This is a genomic window from uncultured Coprobacter sp., assembly GCF_947855755.1.
GTDB lineage: Bacteria > Bacteroidota > Bacteroidia > Bacteroidales > Coprobacteraceae > Coprobacter.
In genome coordinates, this window is record NZ_CANUAR010000029.1 from 1 (window position 1) to 15,140 (window position 15,140).

At 35.8% G+C, this 15,140-nt stretch carries 10 protein-coding genes; 3 read left to right on the forward strand and 7 right to left on the reverse strand.

The window, feature by feature from the left end; all coding sequences use genetic code 11:
• The 6 genes from Q0093_RS13035 to Q0093_RS13060 all read right to left on the reverse strand — a co-directional run.
• A partial coding sequence (locus Q0093_RS13035) for a sugar phosphate nucleotidyltransferase (RefSeq protein ID WP_297931330.1) occupies positions 1 to 142 on the reverse strand: 142 nt, incomplete at its 3' end.
• Between the two features lie 215 nt (positions 143 to 357).
• Positions 358 to 2,763, reverse strand: a complete 2,406-nt coding sequence (locus Q0093_RS13040) for a GumC family protein (protein ID WP_297931262.1) — start codon at positions 2,761 to 2,763, stop codon at positions 358 to 360.
• 24 nt (positions 2,764 to 2,787) lie between these two features.
• Positions 2,788 to 3,585: a polysaccharide biosynthesis/export family protein gene (locus Q0093_RS13045; protein WP_294177557.1), complete on the reverse strand. Its 798-nt coding sequence runs from the start codon at positions 3,583 to 3,585 to the stop codon at positions 2,788 to 2,790.
• A gap of 46 nt (positions 3,586 to 3,631) precedes the next feature.
• Complete coding sequence (locus Q0093_RS13050) at positions 3,632 to 4,192, reverse strand: UpxY family transcription antiterminator (protein ID WP_294177387.1); 561 nt, start codon at positions 4,190 to 4,192, stop codon at positions 3,632 to 3,634.
• A 796-nt stretch (positions 4,193 to 4,988) separates the two neighbouring features.
• Positions 4,989 to 6,212, reverse strand: coding sequence for a site-specific integrase (locus tag Q0093_RS13055; protein WP_297931264.1), 1,224 nt, complete (start codon positions 6,210 to 6,212; stop codon positions 4,989 to 4,991).
• 224 nt (positions 6,213 to 6,436) lie between these two features.
• Positions 6,437 to 7,321: a DMT family transporter gene (locus Q0093_RS13060; RefSeq protein ID WP_297931267.1), complete on the reverse strand. Its 885-nt coding sequence runs from the start codon at positions 7,319 to 7,321 to the stop codon at positions 6,437 to 6,439.
• Positions 7,322 to 7,456: 135 nt separating this feature from the next.
• On the opposite strand from Q0093_RS13060, the gene dinB reads away from it, so the two are divergent.
• On the forward strand, positions 7,457 to 8,518 hold the full coding sequence (gene dinB, locus Q0093_RS13065) for a DNA polymerase IV (RefSeq protein WP_297931269.1): 1,062 nt from the start codon (positions 7,457 to 7,459) through the stop codon (positions 8,516 to 8,518).
• Between the two features lie 204 nt (positions 8,519 to 8,722).
• Positions 8,723 to 10,948 (forward strand): tetratricopeptide repeat protein, encoded by a 2,226-nt coding sequence (locus tag Q0093_RS13070; protein WP_297931274.1) that lies wholly within the window; start codon positions 8,723 to 8,725, stop codon positions 10,946 to 10,948.
• A gap of 16 nt (positions 10,949 to 10,964) precedes the next feature.
• On the opposite strand, the gene Q0093_RS13075 is transcribed toward Q0093_RS13070, so the two are convergent.
• Positions 10,965 to 12,800 carry an LTA synthase family protein gene (locus Q0093_RS13075; protein WP_297931277.1) on the reverse strand — a complete coding sequence of 612 codons (1,836 nt, stop codon included), beginning with the start codon at positions 12,798 to 12,800 and terminating at the stop codon, positions 10,965 to 10,967.
• 166 nt (positions 12,801 to 12,966) lie between these two features.
• Between Q0093_RS13075 and Q0093_RS13080 the strand changes: the two genes are divergently transcribed.
• On the forward strand, positions 12,967 to 15,060 hold the full coding sequence (locus Q0093_RS13080) for a M3 family metallopeptidase (RefSeq protein ID WP_297931280.1): 2,094 nt from the start codon (positions 12,967 to 12,969) through the stop codon (positions 15,058 to 15,060).
• Positions 15,061 to 15,140: the final 80 nt, after the last annotated feature.

Here is a 15,140-nt window from a genome sequence, read left to right on the forward strand (position 1 = left end):
CCCGGATACCTGCCAACATCAATACCGATATCGGATAATAAATCATCGGTTTGTCATAAATCGGGAGAAGCTGCTTACTCACTCCCTTAGTGATCGGATACAACCTTGTGCCCGAACCACCGGCCAATACAATACCTTTCATTTTCTTTAAATATACTCGCAATAATATGATGTCAAGTTCTGAGTTCATCAAGGAACTGTACCTAAGAACCTGTTTAAATTTTCCGATATAGAATGCTATTCAGGCTTTCTAAAATTGTTCGATCTGTACAAAAAAATATCTATTTTATAACCTTTGATGAATACAATAAAAAAGGCTTTCATCGTGAATATGTCGTTAAAACATCCATTAGTCACTTACTCCTCTTTTGAATATCCTATGCCATATCCGTAGTGGTAACCATACCTGTACCCATAGCGATATCCATAGTGACCATACGCTTCAGACGTCCCGTTCAGAATAATAGCCATGTTTTTATATTTCTGGTCTGTATAAAATCCTTCTATTTCAAAAAGCATACTGCGATCCAATAATCCGGAACGAATGATAAACAATGTCATATCCGATAATTTATTGATGATAGAAGCATCTGCCACAATTTCTACCGGGGGACAGTCGATAAAGATACAGTTATACTCTGACTTCAAGAGATTCAACATCTGCTCTAAACGCTGATCAAATAATAGCTCCGTTGGATTAGGAGGTATTGTTCCTACCGGTATTACATCTAAACACGGATATACTTTGTCTTTAACTATAATTTCAGAAAAATTTTCTATTTGTCCGCTCAAATAATTTGAAATTCCTATTCGGGGAGAATCGACATACGAGCTCAAAGAGGCTTTTCTCAAATCAAGGTCTATAACCAGTATTTTTTTACCTTTAATTGCAAGACTTTTTGCCAGATTCATGGTAATAAAAGTCTTTCCACTACCCGGATTTGCAGAGGAAACCATGATAACCCGGGATTGCCCTTCTTTACCCAACATGAATTCCAGATTGGTGCGGACAACTCTAAACGCTTCGTTGACAAGATTCCTGCTTTTTTCTTTGACCACAATCGTGTGCGTTTCCGGCAATCTCTTTTTCCGGAATATCGAACCCTGTTTTACCTGATGATATGCCAACGGTATTTCTCCAACAAAAGGAATTGTCGTATTTTCCAAATCTTTACGTCCCCTGACTTTAGTATTCATATTCTCTGCAATGAATATGACAATTACAGGAATCAACAACCCTGCGACAAAGGCAACCAGCAAGATATTCTTTTTCAGAGGTGCGGTAGGTAACATACTTCCTCCCGCCGGAGTAATAATACGGGTATTATAAGCTGTAAACGCTTGCGAAAGTTCGTTTTCTTCACGTTTCTGAAGTAAATACAAATAAAGAGACTCTTTTACTTTCTGTTGACGTTCGACCGAAAGTAAATATTTTGCTTGGGCAGGGCTTTCAGCGATACGGGCTGTTGTCTGTTGTCCGCTACGTTCCAGATTCTTTATCTGTGTATTCAATGTAACAACCTGATTATCTATAGATGCGATAATCGCCTTGCGCATGGCAGCCAAAGCATGATCGAGATCGATAACCAAAGGATTCAGATCGCTACTGTTCGCAACTAAACTGTTACGCTGCAGCAATTTGTTATTGTACTCTGCAATCTGATCTCCAAGATTAGAATTTTCTATACCCGAATTAGCAGGTAAAAGTTGATATTTATTCAATTCATTTCCTAAATAATTACGAATATAACGAGCCATATAAAGCTGATTATTCAGTGCCAATAATTGAGCATCAGTTTCATTAACCTGCGTCATATACATACTGGACGCCGCTTGTACATCGGGCAAAAGATGTTCACTCTTGTACGAAGATATATCCTCATCTACGCTTCCTAATTCTTTTTCAATAACCCCTAAACGTTCATTGATAAACATGGAGGTGCTGATGGCGATCTGATTTTTATCTTTTACCCAATTTTCATTATATACCGCAATCAACGTATTCAAAATATCTTCAGCCCGCTGAATAGAAACGTCTCTGAACGACAGATCGACAACCGTAGATTTTTCATCATTTAGCACGACAGATAGATTCGGAGCATAACGACGGACTGCACTATAAAGGTTAGAACAGGAAACATATATAGGTTGAGAAAATTGAGAAGTATAATAAGGCGTGGGGCATACTGTTATTTTTCCAACAGGAGTCATAATCGTATCCCTCAGTTGTCCTTTTATCGATTTCCCGGACAAGTCTTCCCCATTCCGGACAAAATCGGATAATTCTACGACACTGTCCGCCAAAATTTTTATAGTCAGAGCAGACGACTCATTATCAGAAGAGTCTATAGATACATTTATAGGTAAAGTACGACCATATAAAACTTCTCGATAAAAGCCTCCGTCAACAAGATAATCCATGTTCAGATGCAAACGCTTTACAACATCTGTCATAATTGCCGGAGACTGCAATGAAATAATTTCATTATTTACATTCGTATTTGCTTGAATCAGTCCCAAATCGGCAAAAGAACCAGCATCCGTAGAAAGAGATTTCCCATTAGAATCTTCTTTAATAAGAATAGAAGCCGACCGAGTATATACCGGAGGTGTTACTTTAATGTACAAGACAGCAGCACCCAATGTAATCACCAGAGAAAGGGCGAGCCAATACCAATTGGATACACAAAGGTATAACAAATCTTGTATTCGCATAAACTCCTCAGATTGTTTCGATTTCGGATTATTTTGAACAGCAGCCATATTTTTACTTTAATATCAGAATAGTTATTTAACAATAAGCACGGTAATCGTGGTAAGCAATGAAGCCAATGACATCCAAAAAGATGTAGAACGAACATTATTTCCGTTGACTGTAGACTGACGCGCCCGGACTGAATTAGGTTCGACATATATTACATCGTTCTGCTGAAGATAATATGCCGGAGAAGAATAAATCTGTTTTGCAGAACATAAATCGAGTTGATAAGCGATCTCTTTATCCCCCTCCTTTCTCAGGACATATACGGGATTCCGTTTCCCGTAAATCGAGAGATCCCCCGCCATACTGATTGCATCAAGAACGGTAATTCTATCTCGGTCTATATTAATACGTCCCGGTTTATTAACCTCTCCTAATACAAAAACACTGAGGTTCATAAATTCTACCGTAACGACCGGATCTTTTATCAGATTTTCCTTGACAAGTCGATTTTTAATATATTCGGCAAGCTCGGAACGATTCATTCCTGCCACACGAATTTTTCCTAAAACGGGAAAATCAATATCTCCTTGAGAATCGATAGTATATACCGACATCTCCTGATTAGTATTTTGTGCCCCCGATGCCAATCCTGCACGAAAAGAAGCAATAGGTAAATTAAACAGGCTTGCTAATTGAGGATCTTTACTGCTGACAACAATAGAAAGCTTATCTTCCGGTCGGAATGTAATTTGAGTAGATGATATCAACTGCTCGGATATTCCCGGCCTAAGATCCTGAAAATATACGACCTTTTTAGATGAATCACATGAACTAAAAAGTACAATAACAAGTAGAATTCTTAATATATGCTTGATCTGCATAAATTTAATCGTCATTATTATATTCATAATCATTTTTATTTCTTTACTATTCTATTTTTTCGATCAACGAAGGATGTATAAATGCTGTTGCAACAGCCATTATCCCCTGAATGGAAACAACTACCCTCCTATCGCCTTTAATTCTTATAAATACACCCTCCACTCCGGAAAAAATTCCTCCGGTAATTCTAACTTTATCTCCTTTTTTCAATATTATCGAAACGGGATCAAGATAAACAAGCTGATCGTCATAGGTGCCTGATACGGCAATGAAATCTTGCATTTGCTTATCGGGAATTATAATAGGATGACCTGTAGCCTTATCCATAATATATCGGATAGGCAAACGGACTTCAAGTTCTGACTTGAAAGCATCTATACAACCCTTTGTCGAATGGACAAAAACAAGATTATGTATAATCGGTACTAATTTTCGTGATTTTTTAGCTCCTAAATCCGTGCTTTCATAACGCATCGGTATAAAATTTTCGATACTATGATCATCAAGATATTCTTTAAATATCATTTCCCGGCTATAAGTAACACGTATAGCATACCATGCTATATCATCTCGCCTTTCTAATTTTATGTTTACTTTCTGCTCCAAAATTTTTCATAAAATAATCTCCGGTATAAAAAGGGATTATTTAAGGATATTCTCATATCCCAAAGATGATCTCGATTCACATCGAAACTTCTCTTAATTAATATTTTAGATGTGTAATTTTATATACCAGAGATTATATTTTTAAATTAATACACTAACCTGTTCGAATTTTATGAAAAGAATTTTTACCAATCTACTTTCGTTGCAATAAAATGATTTTGGATCTTCCTGAAAATCACTATCTACTTCGAATAAACTTTGAACAAGTTTCTAATTTATCTGACTTTGAAATCATAATTATAAAACCAACAATAGCAACAAGTACAACAACTTTCTTTAATACCCTAATTTCTTCTAACAGACTATTCCTTAGGGACACCAGAAATACATATATCCCTGATTAACAATTGTTTGGCTGTATAATATAAAACACACCTTCAGCTCTGAATCCTGTTTCTATCACAGAAGTAGGACTTAATTGTATCTAATTTATATATAATTGATTAACAGTATATTAATTAAAAAATCAAGAAATAATTTTCAATATATATCCATTTAGCCATACGATATTGGCAATAACCCTTGTAGCTATTATTAATAAATTGAATTCTTATTAATTTAATCAAATTAAGATTCAAATTACTGAATTACAAAGTGTTGATTTTCAGCACATGATTCTAATAGCAAAAAAATGTTTATTATTTAGTTGGATAAACAAACTTATTTATCTAAATTTGAACCCGTTTAAGTCCTACTTCTGTGATAGAAACAGATGTTTTTTTATATAGATTACATTTTACACTTTTTTTTCTACAAAATTATTCTCTTTACAATATAAAGAACTAATAATAAATTTATTAGCTTCATCTATAATAGAATTGTCTAAAGATGCCAAATAAATTTGCGTAGTTTTTTCCGATGTATGTCCCATGCCTGCACTTATTACAGAAAGCGGTATATTTTTATTTCTTGCGGCTGTTGCCCATGTATGACGTGCGGTGTATGAAGTCAAAGGAGAAGATAACCCCAATAAATCAGAAATTTTTTTGAGTTGTTTATTATAATAACTCAGTGAATTTTGATATTGCCGGTATGCAATATTCTCGTCCGAAGACGTAATGATGGGAAATATATACTCACTACTTGTTTTGTAATGGTCTATTATTTTCTTCATACATGATTCGATACGAATGTTAATAATTTGTCCGGTCTTACGACGAATATATTGTATGAACCCATTTCTTATGTTACTTTTTTTAAGGTACGCAACATCAACGAAAGCCATTCCCCTCGTATAAAAACTAAAGATAAATATATCCCGAGCATAATCCAAAGTTTTATGCTCGGACAGATTCAAATTATTCAAACGAACAATAATATTTTCGTTTACAGCCCTTTTCCGAGTTCGATCTATTCCTGTATATACTTTCTTGAATATATTTTGAGGATCAAAAAACATTTCTGTCGCAGCCTTATTATACACAGAACGCAATATACGCATATAAAAAGAGAGAGAGTTCCGAGTTATACCTCGTTTTTTCAACCATGAATCATATTCAAGAATAAAATCTTCTGTCATTAAATGAATTGCAATATCCTGATTATGAAGAAACGAAGCAAAACTATTCCTCGCACACAAATAATTGCGGGCTGTTCCCAAACATCCATTTTTTATTAATAACCCTATCTGTTTATCCATAAAAGCGAGAAAAAATTTGTCTTTTCCATGTATATGAAACGACTGTAATATATCTTCTACTGAATAATCAGGAAACGATTTAATTATATTTTGTAAAATAAATATATCGCTCCTTATTCGGCGATCAACATCCATTACATACGAAAGCCGTTGCTTTTCTCTAAGGATAACGGACTGAGACTTTTCATCCCATTCTTCAGGGAACAATTTATACTCTGTCGCAATCCGGACAGATCTCACACCTTCATACAACACATAAACCACAGTTCCGGGAATTCCGGAAACAGACGAATGACGCAATTTGATTTTTATAAATACCATAACTTCTAAATATTATATATCAAAAATATATAACATATAGCCGTGCAGGGATCATGGGAAAAATTGTTTTTTTAACCCAAAGCCTATCTAAATTTTGCATGGATATTTTTGAGAACTGTTTCGGGAGTATTTTTTCAAAAGTCCGGATACATAATTTTTTATCGGAAAATTTTAAACAAGCTCTTAATTAAAAACGAATAATTATTTAGTGACACACAACATCATCATTTTTCATTCGGCTGCTTCTGTAAAATCAGCAAAGCTACTGTTATAATAAAAATACCCAATATCGAGTATAAATCAGGATATTCACCCGGAACAAGCAACCAACTTAAAACAACACCGGCAACCGGTACAATAAATTTCCACATGTTCAGTTCAGAAACCTTTATTTCAGGCTTCTTAAGCAACGAATACCAAATAGAAAAACCTGCTGCCGGAATAAATGCCAACCATATCCAAGCGACATAAAATTCTGCCGTATAAGTTTTTATAAACCAATCTTCTGTAAAAAACGATATAATGTACAGCATTAACCCACCGGAGAAATTAGCAAAAGCAGTAAGCATAATCGGAGAAACTTTATTCCTGTTCTTTGCAACTATAACATTAGCTGACGCCCCTACGATATTACTAATGATTAATAATACGATTCCATAATAAAACGATGCATCAGTATGAACAGAACCACCTTTAGCAAAGCTTATAAATACGATCCCTGCCATACCCAAAACAATAGCTAAAATTTTACGCAACGACATCCGGTCATTTTCTATGGTAAAATGAGCCATAACAGCAACAAAAAACGGTCCGCCTCCGATAATAATTGCAGATATGGCAGCCGGGACTTTATCTAATCCCATAAAAAAGAAACCGTACTGTATAAACGTCTGTAAAAAACCAAATAACAGCATATAACGCCACTCCTTTAAATTAGATATCCAATCGATTTTCTGATATATCAAAAAAGGGATTAACAGAATCCCGGCCAGCATAAAGCGCATGCCGGACAAATGTAGTGGAGTCGTATATTCGAAACCTATTTTAGCTCCTGCAAAAGCCGATCCCCATAGTAAACATGCAAAAATCGCCAATATTTTAGTTTTCATGTAATTCTTTATTTTTTTAAACTGCAAAGATAATCTATATATCCTATTTTATTAGACTGTTTTCACATTCTGTATATACGATGATCGGACAAGAAGGCGTACTTTTGTAATAGATTTTAGGAGGACTTCTTTCATTTGGATAAAAAAATAATACATATAGATATGGACGCTTTTTATGCTTCCATAGAGTTACGCGATCATCCTGAATATATTGGGAAACCGTTAGTCGTAGGCCGCCCCGAAAACAGAGGGGTCGTTTCTGCGGCTAGCTACGAAGCCCGAAAATATGGGATACGATCAGCTATGTCTTCTGTTAAAGCCCGAAAACTCTGTCCGAATGTCATATTCATACCGGGACGAATGGACGTATACAAAGAGGTATCGGGACAAATACATGCTGTATTCAGAGAATACACCGATATTATAGAACCGCTCTCTTTGGATGAAGCATTTCTTGATGTTACAGAAAACAAAAAAAATATCGAATTGGCGACAGATATAGCAAAAGCCATAAAACAACAAATAAAAGAGACACTGGGGCTTACCGCCTCTGCAGGAGTTTCCTATAATAAATTTCTTGCAAAGATTGCTTCCGATTACAGAAAACCCGACGGACTCTACGTCATCCATCCCGATAAAGCTATCAAATTCATCGCTTCTCTCCCCATCGAATTATTTTGGGGTGTAGGAAAAACAACCGGAAATAAAATGCATTCATTGGGAATTCATTCTGGTGCTGATTTACAAAAATGTTCTTTAGAGTTTCTTATCAGACATTTCGGGAAAAACGGGAACTTATTTTATGATTTTGCTCATGGCATAGACGACAGAGCGGTTGAAGCTATAAAAGCCAGACAGTCGGTCGGATGTGAAACGACTTTTGAAAGAGACTTGACAGGCAAAATGTCCGTTATTATAGAACTTTATCATGTAGCCTGTGAATTGACAGAACGTATCACTCGCAAAAAATTTCAGGGGAATACGCTTACTCTAAAAGTAAAATTCAGCGACTTTTCACAAAAGACAAAATGTATAAGCAATCATCATCCGTTAACAGATCTTGAAGAAATACTGCCTTTAGCTAAAATGCTATTGAATGAGATCGATATATCAGGACGTCCTATTCGTTTACTCGGTTTGTCAGTTTCACATCCGACAGAAAAACTACATCCTCAACAGCTCAGCATCCAATTCTGAAAAAACTTAAATTAATACTCATTTATTTCAGACAAACACAAAATCCCCAGAAAAACCACTTTCATATAATCTCAATAATATTTTGAACAAATATGAACTTTACAATAGAAATTTGGCATACATTTTGAACATATTTATTTTTAAAATTTGGTAACTTACAGAGTAAGATATTATCTTTATCAGCCACAGAAAAATATGACAAATATGACAGTAAAAGAAATAATCAATACCCAACAGGAGATCTACCGATTGCTTACAGAAAAACAGATAAAAAAGGTATTCGGATTGTTATCCGGATTGTCTGCTGCATTACAAGATTGGACTGTCAATGATAAGCTGAATGAACTGGAAACATCCTATAAATATATGCTCCGATACATGTTTGAAGGTATCGAAGACCCTGAACGAGAACAGGTATATAAAAGCTTGATTACCTCTTTATTCTCATTAACCGATAAAGTTACCGAATCATTACTCGAGAAAGAATCATCCGGTTTTTATTACTCTAAGAAAAGATATTTTCAGCTACATCCGGAAATGAGTATTCAACAACAATCGGATGTATTAGACACCGCTATCAATAATTTGTCTTTAAACGACTTGTTAAGCGATATAGAAAATAATGTCCAGATACAGACTGAACTTAGAAAGCAAGTAGAAAAGGCTGAAGAGGAACTTGTAACCAGAATCTGGTGCAACTATCCGGCAACCGAATGGGATTACTCGGCTTTACGTGAAGGATTATCTCCAGAACATTTTCCTGTCGAAACGACTTGTTTAATCGTTTCGGCACTTACTTTAAATCTACTGCATCGGTATGACGAACAAAAATTGGCAATCCTGTTAGACGTTTATGAACAATCAGGCAATGAAGAAATACGCCAAAGAGCTTTATGCGGAGTCCTAATTCTTATGTATATATATAAAACAAGAATAGAACGTTCTCCTTATTTATTGGCAAGAATTGAAGCTTGTAAAGAAAACGACCGGTTTTGCAAGGATACACGAACGATTTTCCTACAATTCATAAAAAGTCGCGAGACTGAACGAATTTCTCGAAAATTTACAGAAGAGTTGCTTCCTGAAATGATGAAAATAAGTCCGTCTATCTATAAAAAAATGAAACAAGACGAGTTAATGAATGATATGAATTCTTTAGATAAAAACCCGGAATGGCAGGAGATTTTGGAGCAATCAGGAATCGCAGATAAACTTAAAGAATTGAATGATTTGCAGTTAGAAGGGGCTGATGTTTTTATGAGTACTTTTTCAGGGCTCAAAAGTTTCCCGTTTTTCAAAGAAGCAGCGAACTGGTTTCGCCCGTTTAATACCAAATATACAGCACTGACCAATGTTTTCACTCAAGGAGATAAAGATAATAATTTCAAAAAACTCATCAGCCTGTCTCACTTTCTGTGTAATTCCGACAAATACTCTTTTTGTCTCAGTCTCACACAAGTTCCGGAAGCACAAAGAGGTATGATGACCTCCCAATTTAATGCCGAAGGTATCGAGATGCAAAATATAGAAAAGGACAGACTCACCCTAAACGCTGATGAAATAGGTAAAAATATATCGAACCAATACTTACAAGATTTATATAGATTTTTCAAACTTTCATCTTTCCGGTCTGAATTTTCTGATCCGTTTGCATCACATATAGACTTGTTTCAGGTTTCATTCTTACAATCCATATTTTCGGATGACAACACATTAAGATTGATCGGAGAATTTTATTTCCGGAAAGAATATTATGCCGATGCCCTGATAATGTTCAATAAATTGCTACAAAGCCATCGATCAGACAGTGAACTATATCAAAAGGTCGGATATTGTTTACAAATGTCCGGACAATATAGCAAAGCTTTAGACGCATATTTAAAGGCTGAAATGATATATCCCGATAGCTTATGGACATTAAGAAGAATTGCCTCTTGTTACAGAACATTGAAAAAACCGGAAGCCGCATTAGAATACTACTTGAGAATAGAACAAATGAAACCTGATAATTTATCGATAGAGATGAATATCGGACATTGCTATTTCGAACAAGAGAATTATGATGAAGCTTTGAAATATTATTTTAAAGTCGATTATTTAGACCCCAAAAGCACCAAAGCATGGAGGGCTATAGCATGGTGTTCTTTTTTGGCGGGAAAACAAGAACAAGCCCGGCGTTATTACGAAAAAATACTGAATAATAAACCGACCCCTATCGATTATATGAATGCCGGACATATAGAATTTGTTCTTAAAAATCTGAGTAAGACGATAGAATTATACAGAGAAAGCATAGAGAACGATAAAGGAAATGTGGAATCGTTCCTTAATAATTTCAGGCAAGATGTCAAATATTTGATACAAGCAGGCATATCTGCCAATGATATTCCGTTGCTAATCGACCAGCTCATGTATTCCTTAAACCGATAATCTCCTCCGCTGGAGATTATCGGCTACCTAAATCATCATATAACTTTTGTAGAAATGCCTTACCTGCGTTCTCTTTACTTCCGGTAGTATCTCCTTCTGAAAAAATTACTTTCCCCGCTTCATTATCATATATGACTTTAGCATCAGAATCCAGATAGCCGAATCCGTCCTTGAAAGTATAATAAGCGAATTTATATTGAGTAGTATCAGCAATATTTTTACTGAATTTAAAATCTGAATAGTCTATATTCATCTGTCCCAAAAGGGTGGCAGCAATATCGATCTGCGAACTATAATCACTTACCTCTTTAGGATTATTCACCACTCCACCACACCAGACCATAGGGATATGATGTCGGATAATATCCGGTTCTTGAACTCCGGCAGGATAACGCATAGCATGATCAGGCACTAAAATAATTAAAGTGTTATTCCATTGTGGAGTCTGACGGAATTGATCGATAAATGCCCCGAGGCAACTATCGGTATAAGCTACTGAATTAAGATAAGGATCATCGAAATGATGATACGGAACATCAAAGGGTTCATGACTGCTCAGTGTCAGAAAAACTTTCATAAAAGGATGCTTCTGTTGATTTTGTATCAACTCACCGAAACGAGTAAAAGTCGTGCCATCATTCGCCCCCCATTTCGATAATAAATCACTAACAGGGAAATCTTTATCGGATACTATACTTTGAAATCCTGAAGAAATAAAATAAGAACGCATATTTGTAAAATCTGCATCTCCCCCATAAAGGAATTGTATATCATAACCTTCTTTTCGCAATGATTTGGATATAGCAGGCAGAGATTGAGACTTAACGGGATATTTCATAATAGATGTTGTCGGTTGTGCAGGATATCCGCTTAAAATCGAAACAAGACCTCTATCGGTTCTAAAACTATTCGCATAAAAGTTTGTAAAAAATATTCCTTCTTCCGCCAAACGGGTAAGATTCGGCATCACTCCCGAAACCCCACCCAGTTTCTCCATTGCTGTACCAGAAAAACTTTCTAATATAATCAACAAAATATCCGGGCGTTCACGATTAATCCAGCGAGCAGTGTCATTTTCAGGGAAATAAAGTCGACTGTGTGTCATCTTTGAAAATTCTTGATCTGCTTTATCTGCATCCATAAAACGATACTGCTGTTTAAAATCTTGTCCTTTAGACAAAGATGCCAGCAAACTGAAAGCCGGATTTATTGCTGCATGATTAAACAACATATTATCACTGTAATATACCCTTCCTACATTAATCGTTGAGACCGAAACGCCTCCACGAATCGGGATAAACAACAAACCGAGCAACAATAAAAACCAACATGTCGATCTGATGCGACGTTTACAGAATTTCCATTTCCCAGAACCTTTCACAAACCAACGATTCAAAGGATACCAAAAAATCGTAAAATATAAAATGATACCTATAATTCCTAAAATCAAAACCCAAAACGGAATACTCGCCATAGCATCGGCAGGAGACTTCAAATAAAACAACGGAGTCGCATCCATCCTAAATCCCCAATAAGTATATAATTCTATATCAGAAATAAAAATGAGCGATAAAATAGCTATAATCAATGCAAAATACCCTTTATAAAACCACTCCGCCCATAATCCTTGTATCCATACTGTCACCAAAGCTACAAATACCGGCAACACTAAAATATAGCTTGCAACCGAAATATCGAGAGGAAGACCGTGATACATAACCTGTATCCAGTCCATAAAAGAGGCTTTATCGAATAAATCATAATGGAAAAGCATGAATAGTGGTTTTTGCAACATAAACATGAGTATGAACCACAAATATATTTTGAGTAAAAAAAGTAATCGTTGTTTCATGATTTTTTATTTTCTATGTTATACCCGACACAAATGTATGCTAAAAGAGGAAAAAACATACTTGCAAAGAGAATTTTTACTTTTTAATTAATATAAATTAATAGCTCTTTTATGTTAAAGTATCAATTATTTGAGAACTTTGTCAACCTTAATAAAAACTTTTCTCATGAGAAAAATATTTATATTTATAGTTTTTCTAACAATAACTTTATATATGACTCAAGCTGCAAACCCTTTTTTCGGGAAATTTAAAACACCCCGAGAAACCGCACCATTCGACAAAATCAAAACAACAGATTACGAACCTGCGTTTCAAGAAGGTATCCGTCAACACCAAAAAGAAGTAGATGCAATTGTCAATCAACGTTCTACACCTACGTTTGAGAACACAATAGAGGCATTGGAACGGTCAGGAAGTTTGTTGAACAAAGTATCAACCATATTTTTTGCTGTTTCCGAAGCCGAAGGCAACGATGAGATGATGGCTATTTCTCAAAAAATCTCGCCTATTCTCTCAGAACACGGTAACAATATCAATCTGAACGAAAAATTATTCGAACGAGTCAAATTCGTTTACGACAAAAAAGGAGAGCTTGATTTATCTCCCGAACAATCGGCTCTATTGAACGATACTTATGAAAGCATGGTACGCAAAGGTGCTAATCTGAAAGGCGAAAATCGGGAAAAATACCGTAAACTTACGACCGAGCTAAATCAATTGACTTTGACATTCGGACAAAATCTGCTTAAAGCAACAAACAGTTTCGAAATGCTGTTGACTAAGCCTGAAGAATTGGAAGGGCTTCCTCAAAGCGCAATAGATGCAGCAGCACTAATGGCTCAAAATAAGGGAAAAAAAGGATTCCTTTTCGACCTTTCTTATCCAAGCTATGTCCCGTTTATGCAATATTCGGCACGTCGGGATTTGAGAGAAAAAATGTATCGGGCATACAACTCACGCTGTCAGACCGGAGAGTTCGACAATACACAAATTGTGAAACGTATTGCTGAAGTCAGGATGGAAATCGCCAAATTGATGGGGAAAGACAATTACGCAGAATATACATTGGAACGCCGCATGGCAAAAAATAGCCGAAATGTATACAACTTGCTAAACCAATTATTAGAAGCATACAAACCTGAAGCTTTACAAGAAGTTCGAGAAGTAAAAGGTTTTGCGATCGGTATGGAAGGGAAAAACTTCGATCTGATGCCATGGGATTGGTCTTACTACTCAGATAAATTAAAAAATGCCAAATACGATCTTAACGATGAGATGCTGAAACCTTATTTCGAATTGAATCGAGTAAAAAAAGGTGTATTCGGTTTAGCGACACGTTTATACGGTCTCAAATTTAAGAAGAACAATAAAATTCCCGTATATCATCCGGAAGTTGAAGCTTTTGAAGTTTTTGATGCAAATAATAAATATGTAGGCGTATTGTATACAGATTTTCATCCTCGAGCAACTAAAAGAGGTGGTGCATGGATGACCGAATATAAAGGACAATGGAAAGACGAGAATGGAAATGACAGCCGCCCCCATATTACTATCGTTATGAATTTCACTCGTCCGACAGCTGACAAACCGGCATTATTGACTTATGGGGAGGTCGAAACCTTTTTGCATGAATTCGGTCATTCTCTACACGGTTTATTGGCAAACTCAACTTATGCATCTCTTTCCGGAACAAATGTATTCCGTGATTTTGTAGAGCTGCCTTCTCAGATTATGGAAAACTGGCTTTCCGAAAAAGAGTTTCTCGACACATTTGCCTCTCATTATGAAACAGGGAAAAAAATGCCGGCAAAACTAATTGAAAAGATAAAAAAATCAAGACAATATAATGCGGCTTATCTCTGTTTGCGTCAATTATCTTTCGGATTTCTCGATATGGCTTGGTACACACAAACCGATTCCATCGAAAATGTTACGGAATTTGAACAAAAAGCTATGACTCCGACTCAATTGTTACCGACTGTTGATGGAACTGGGATGAGCAATCAATTCGGGCATATTTTTTCGGGAGGTTATGCTGCCGGATATTACGGATATAAATGGGCTGAAGTTCTTGATGCAGACGCATTTTCCTTATTTAAAGAAAAAGGCATCTTCAGCCGAGAAATTGCAGAATCTTTTAGAAAAAACATTCTCGAAAAAGGAGGCGCGGAAGATCCGGTGGAATTGTACAAACGTTTCCGCGGGCATGAACCCTCAATAAAAGCATTGATGCAGCGTGATGGTATTCTCAACGAATAATCCAGCATTTTTGCATTATCGATAAAAGACATTCTCATCGAGTCTCATTCGATGAGAATGTCTTTTTGGATTGTATTAAT

Coding starts and splice junctions, on each gene's coding strand:
- Q0093_RS13040 (WP_297931262.1), bottom strand. CDS start 2,763: ATGGCTGCTGTTCAAAATAATCCGAAATCGAAACAATCTGAGGAGTTT.
- Q0093_RS13045 (WP_294177557.1), bottom strand. CDS start 3,585: ATGCAGATCAAGCATATATTAAGAATTCTACTTGTTATTGTACTTTTT.
- Q0093_RS13055 (WP_297931264.1), bottom strand. CDS start 6,212: ATGGTATTTATAAAAATCAAATTGCGTCATTCGTCTGTTTCCGGAATT.
- Q0093_RS13060 (WP_297931267.1), bottom strand. CDS start 7,321: ATGAAAACTAAAATATTGGCGATTTTTGCATGTTTACTATGGGGATCG.
- Q0093_RS13070 (WP_297931274.1), top strand. CDS start 8,723: ATGACAGTAAAAGAAATAATCAATACCCAACAGGAGATCTACCGATTG.
- Q0093_RS13075 (WP_297931277.1), bottom strand. CDS start 12,800: ATGAAACAACGATTACTTTTTTTACTCAAAATATATTTGTGGTTCATA.
- Q0093_RS13080 (WP_297931280.1), top strand. CDS start 12,967: ATGAGAAAAATATTTATATTTATAGTTTTTCTAACAATAACTTTATAT.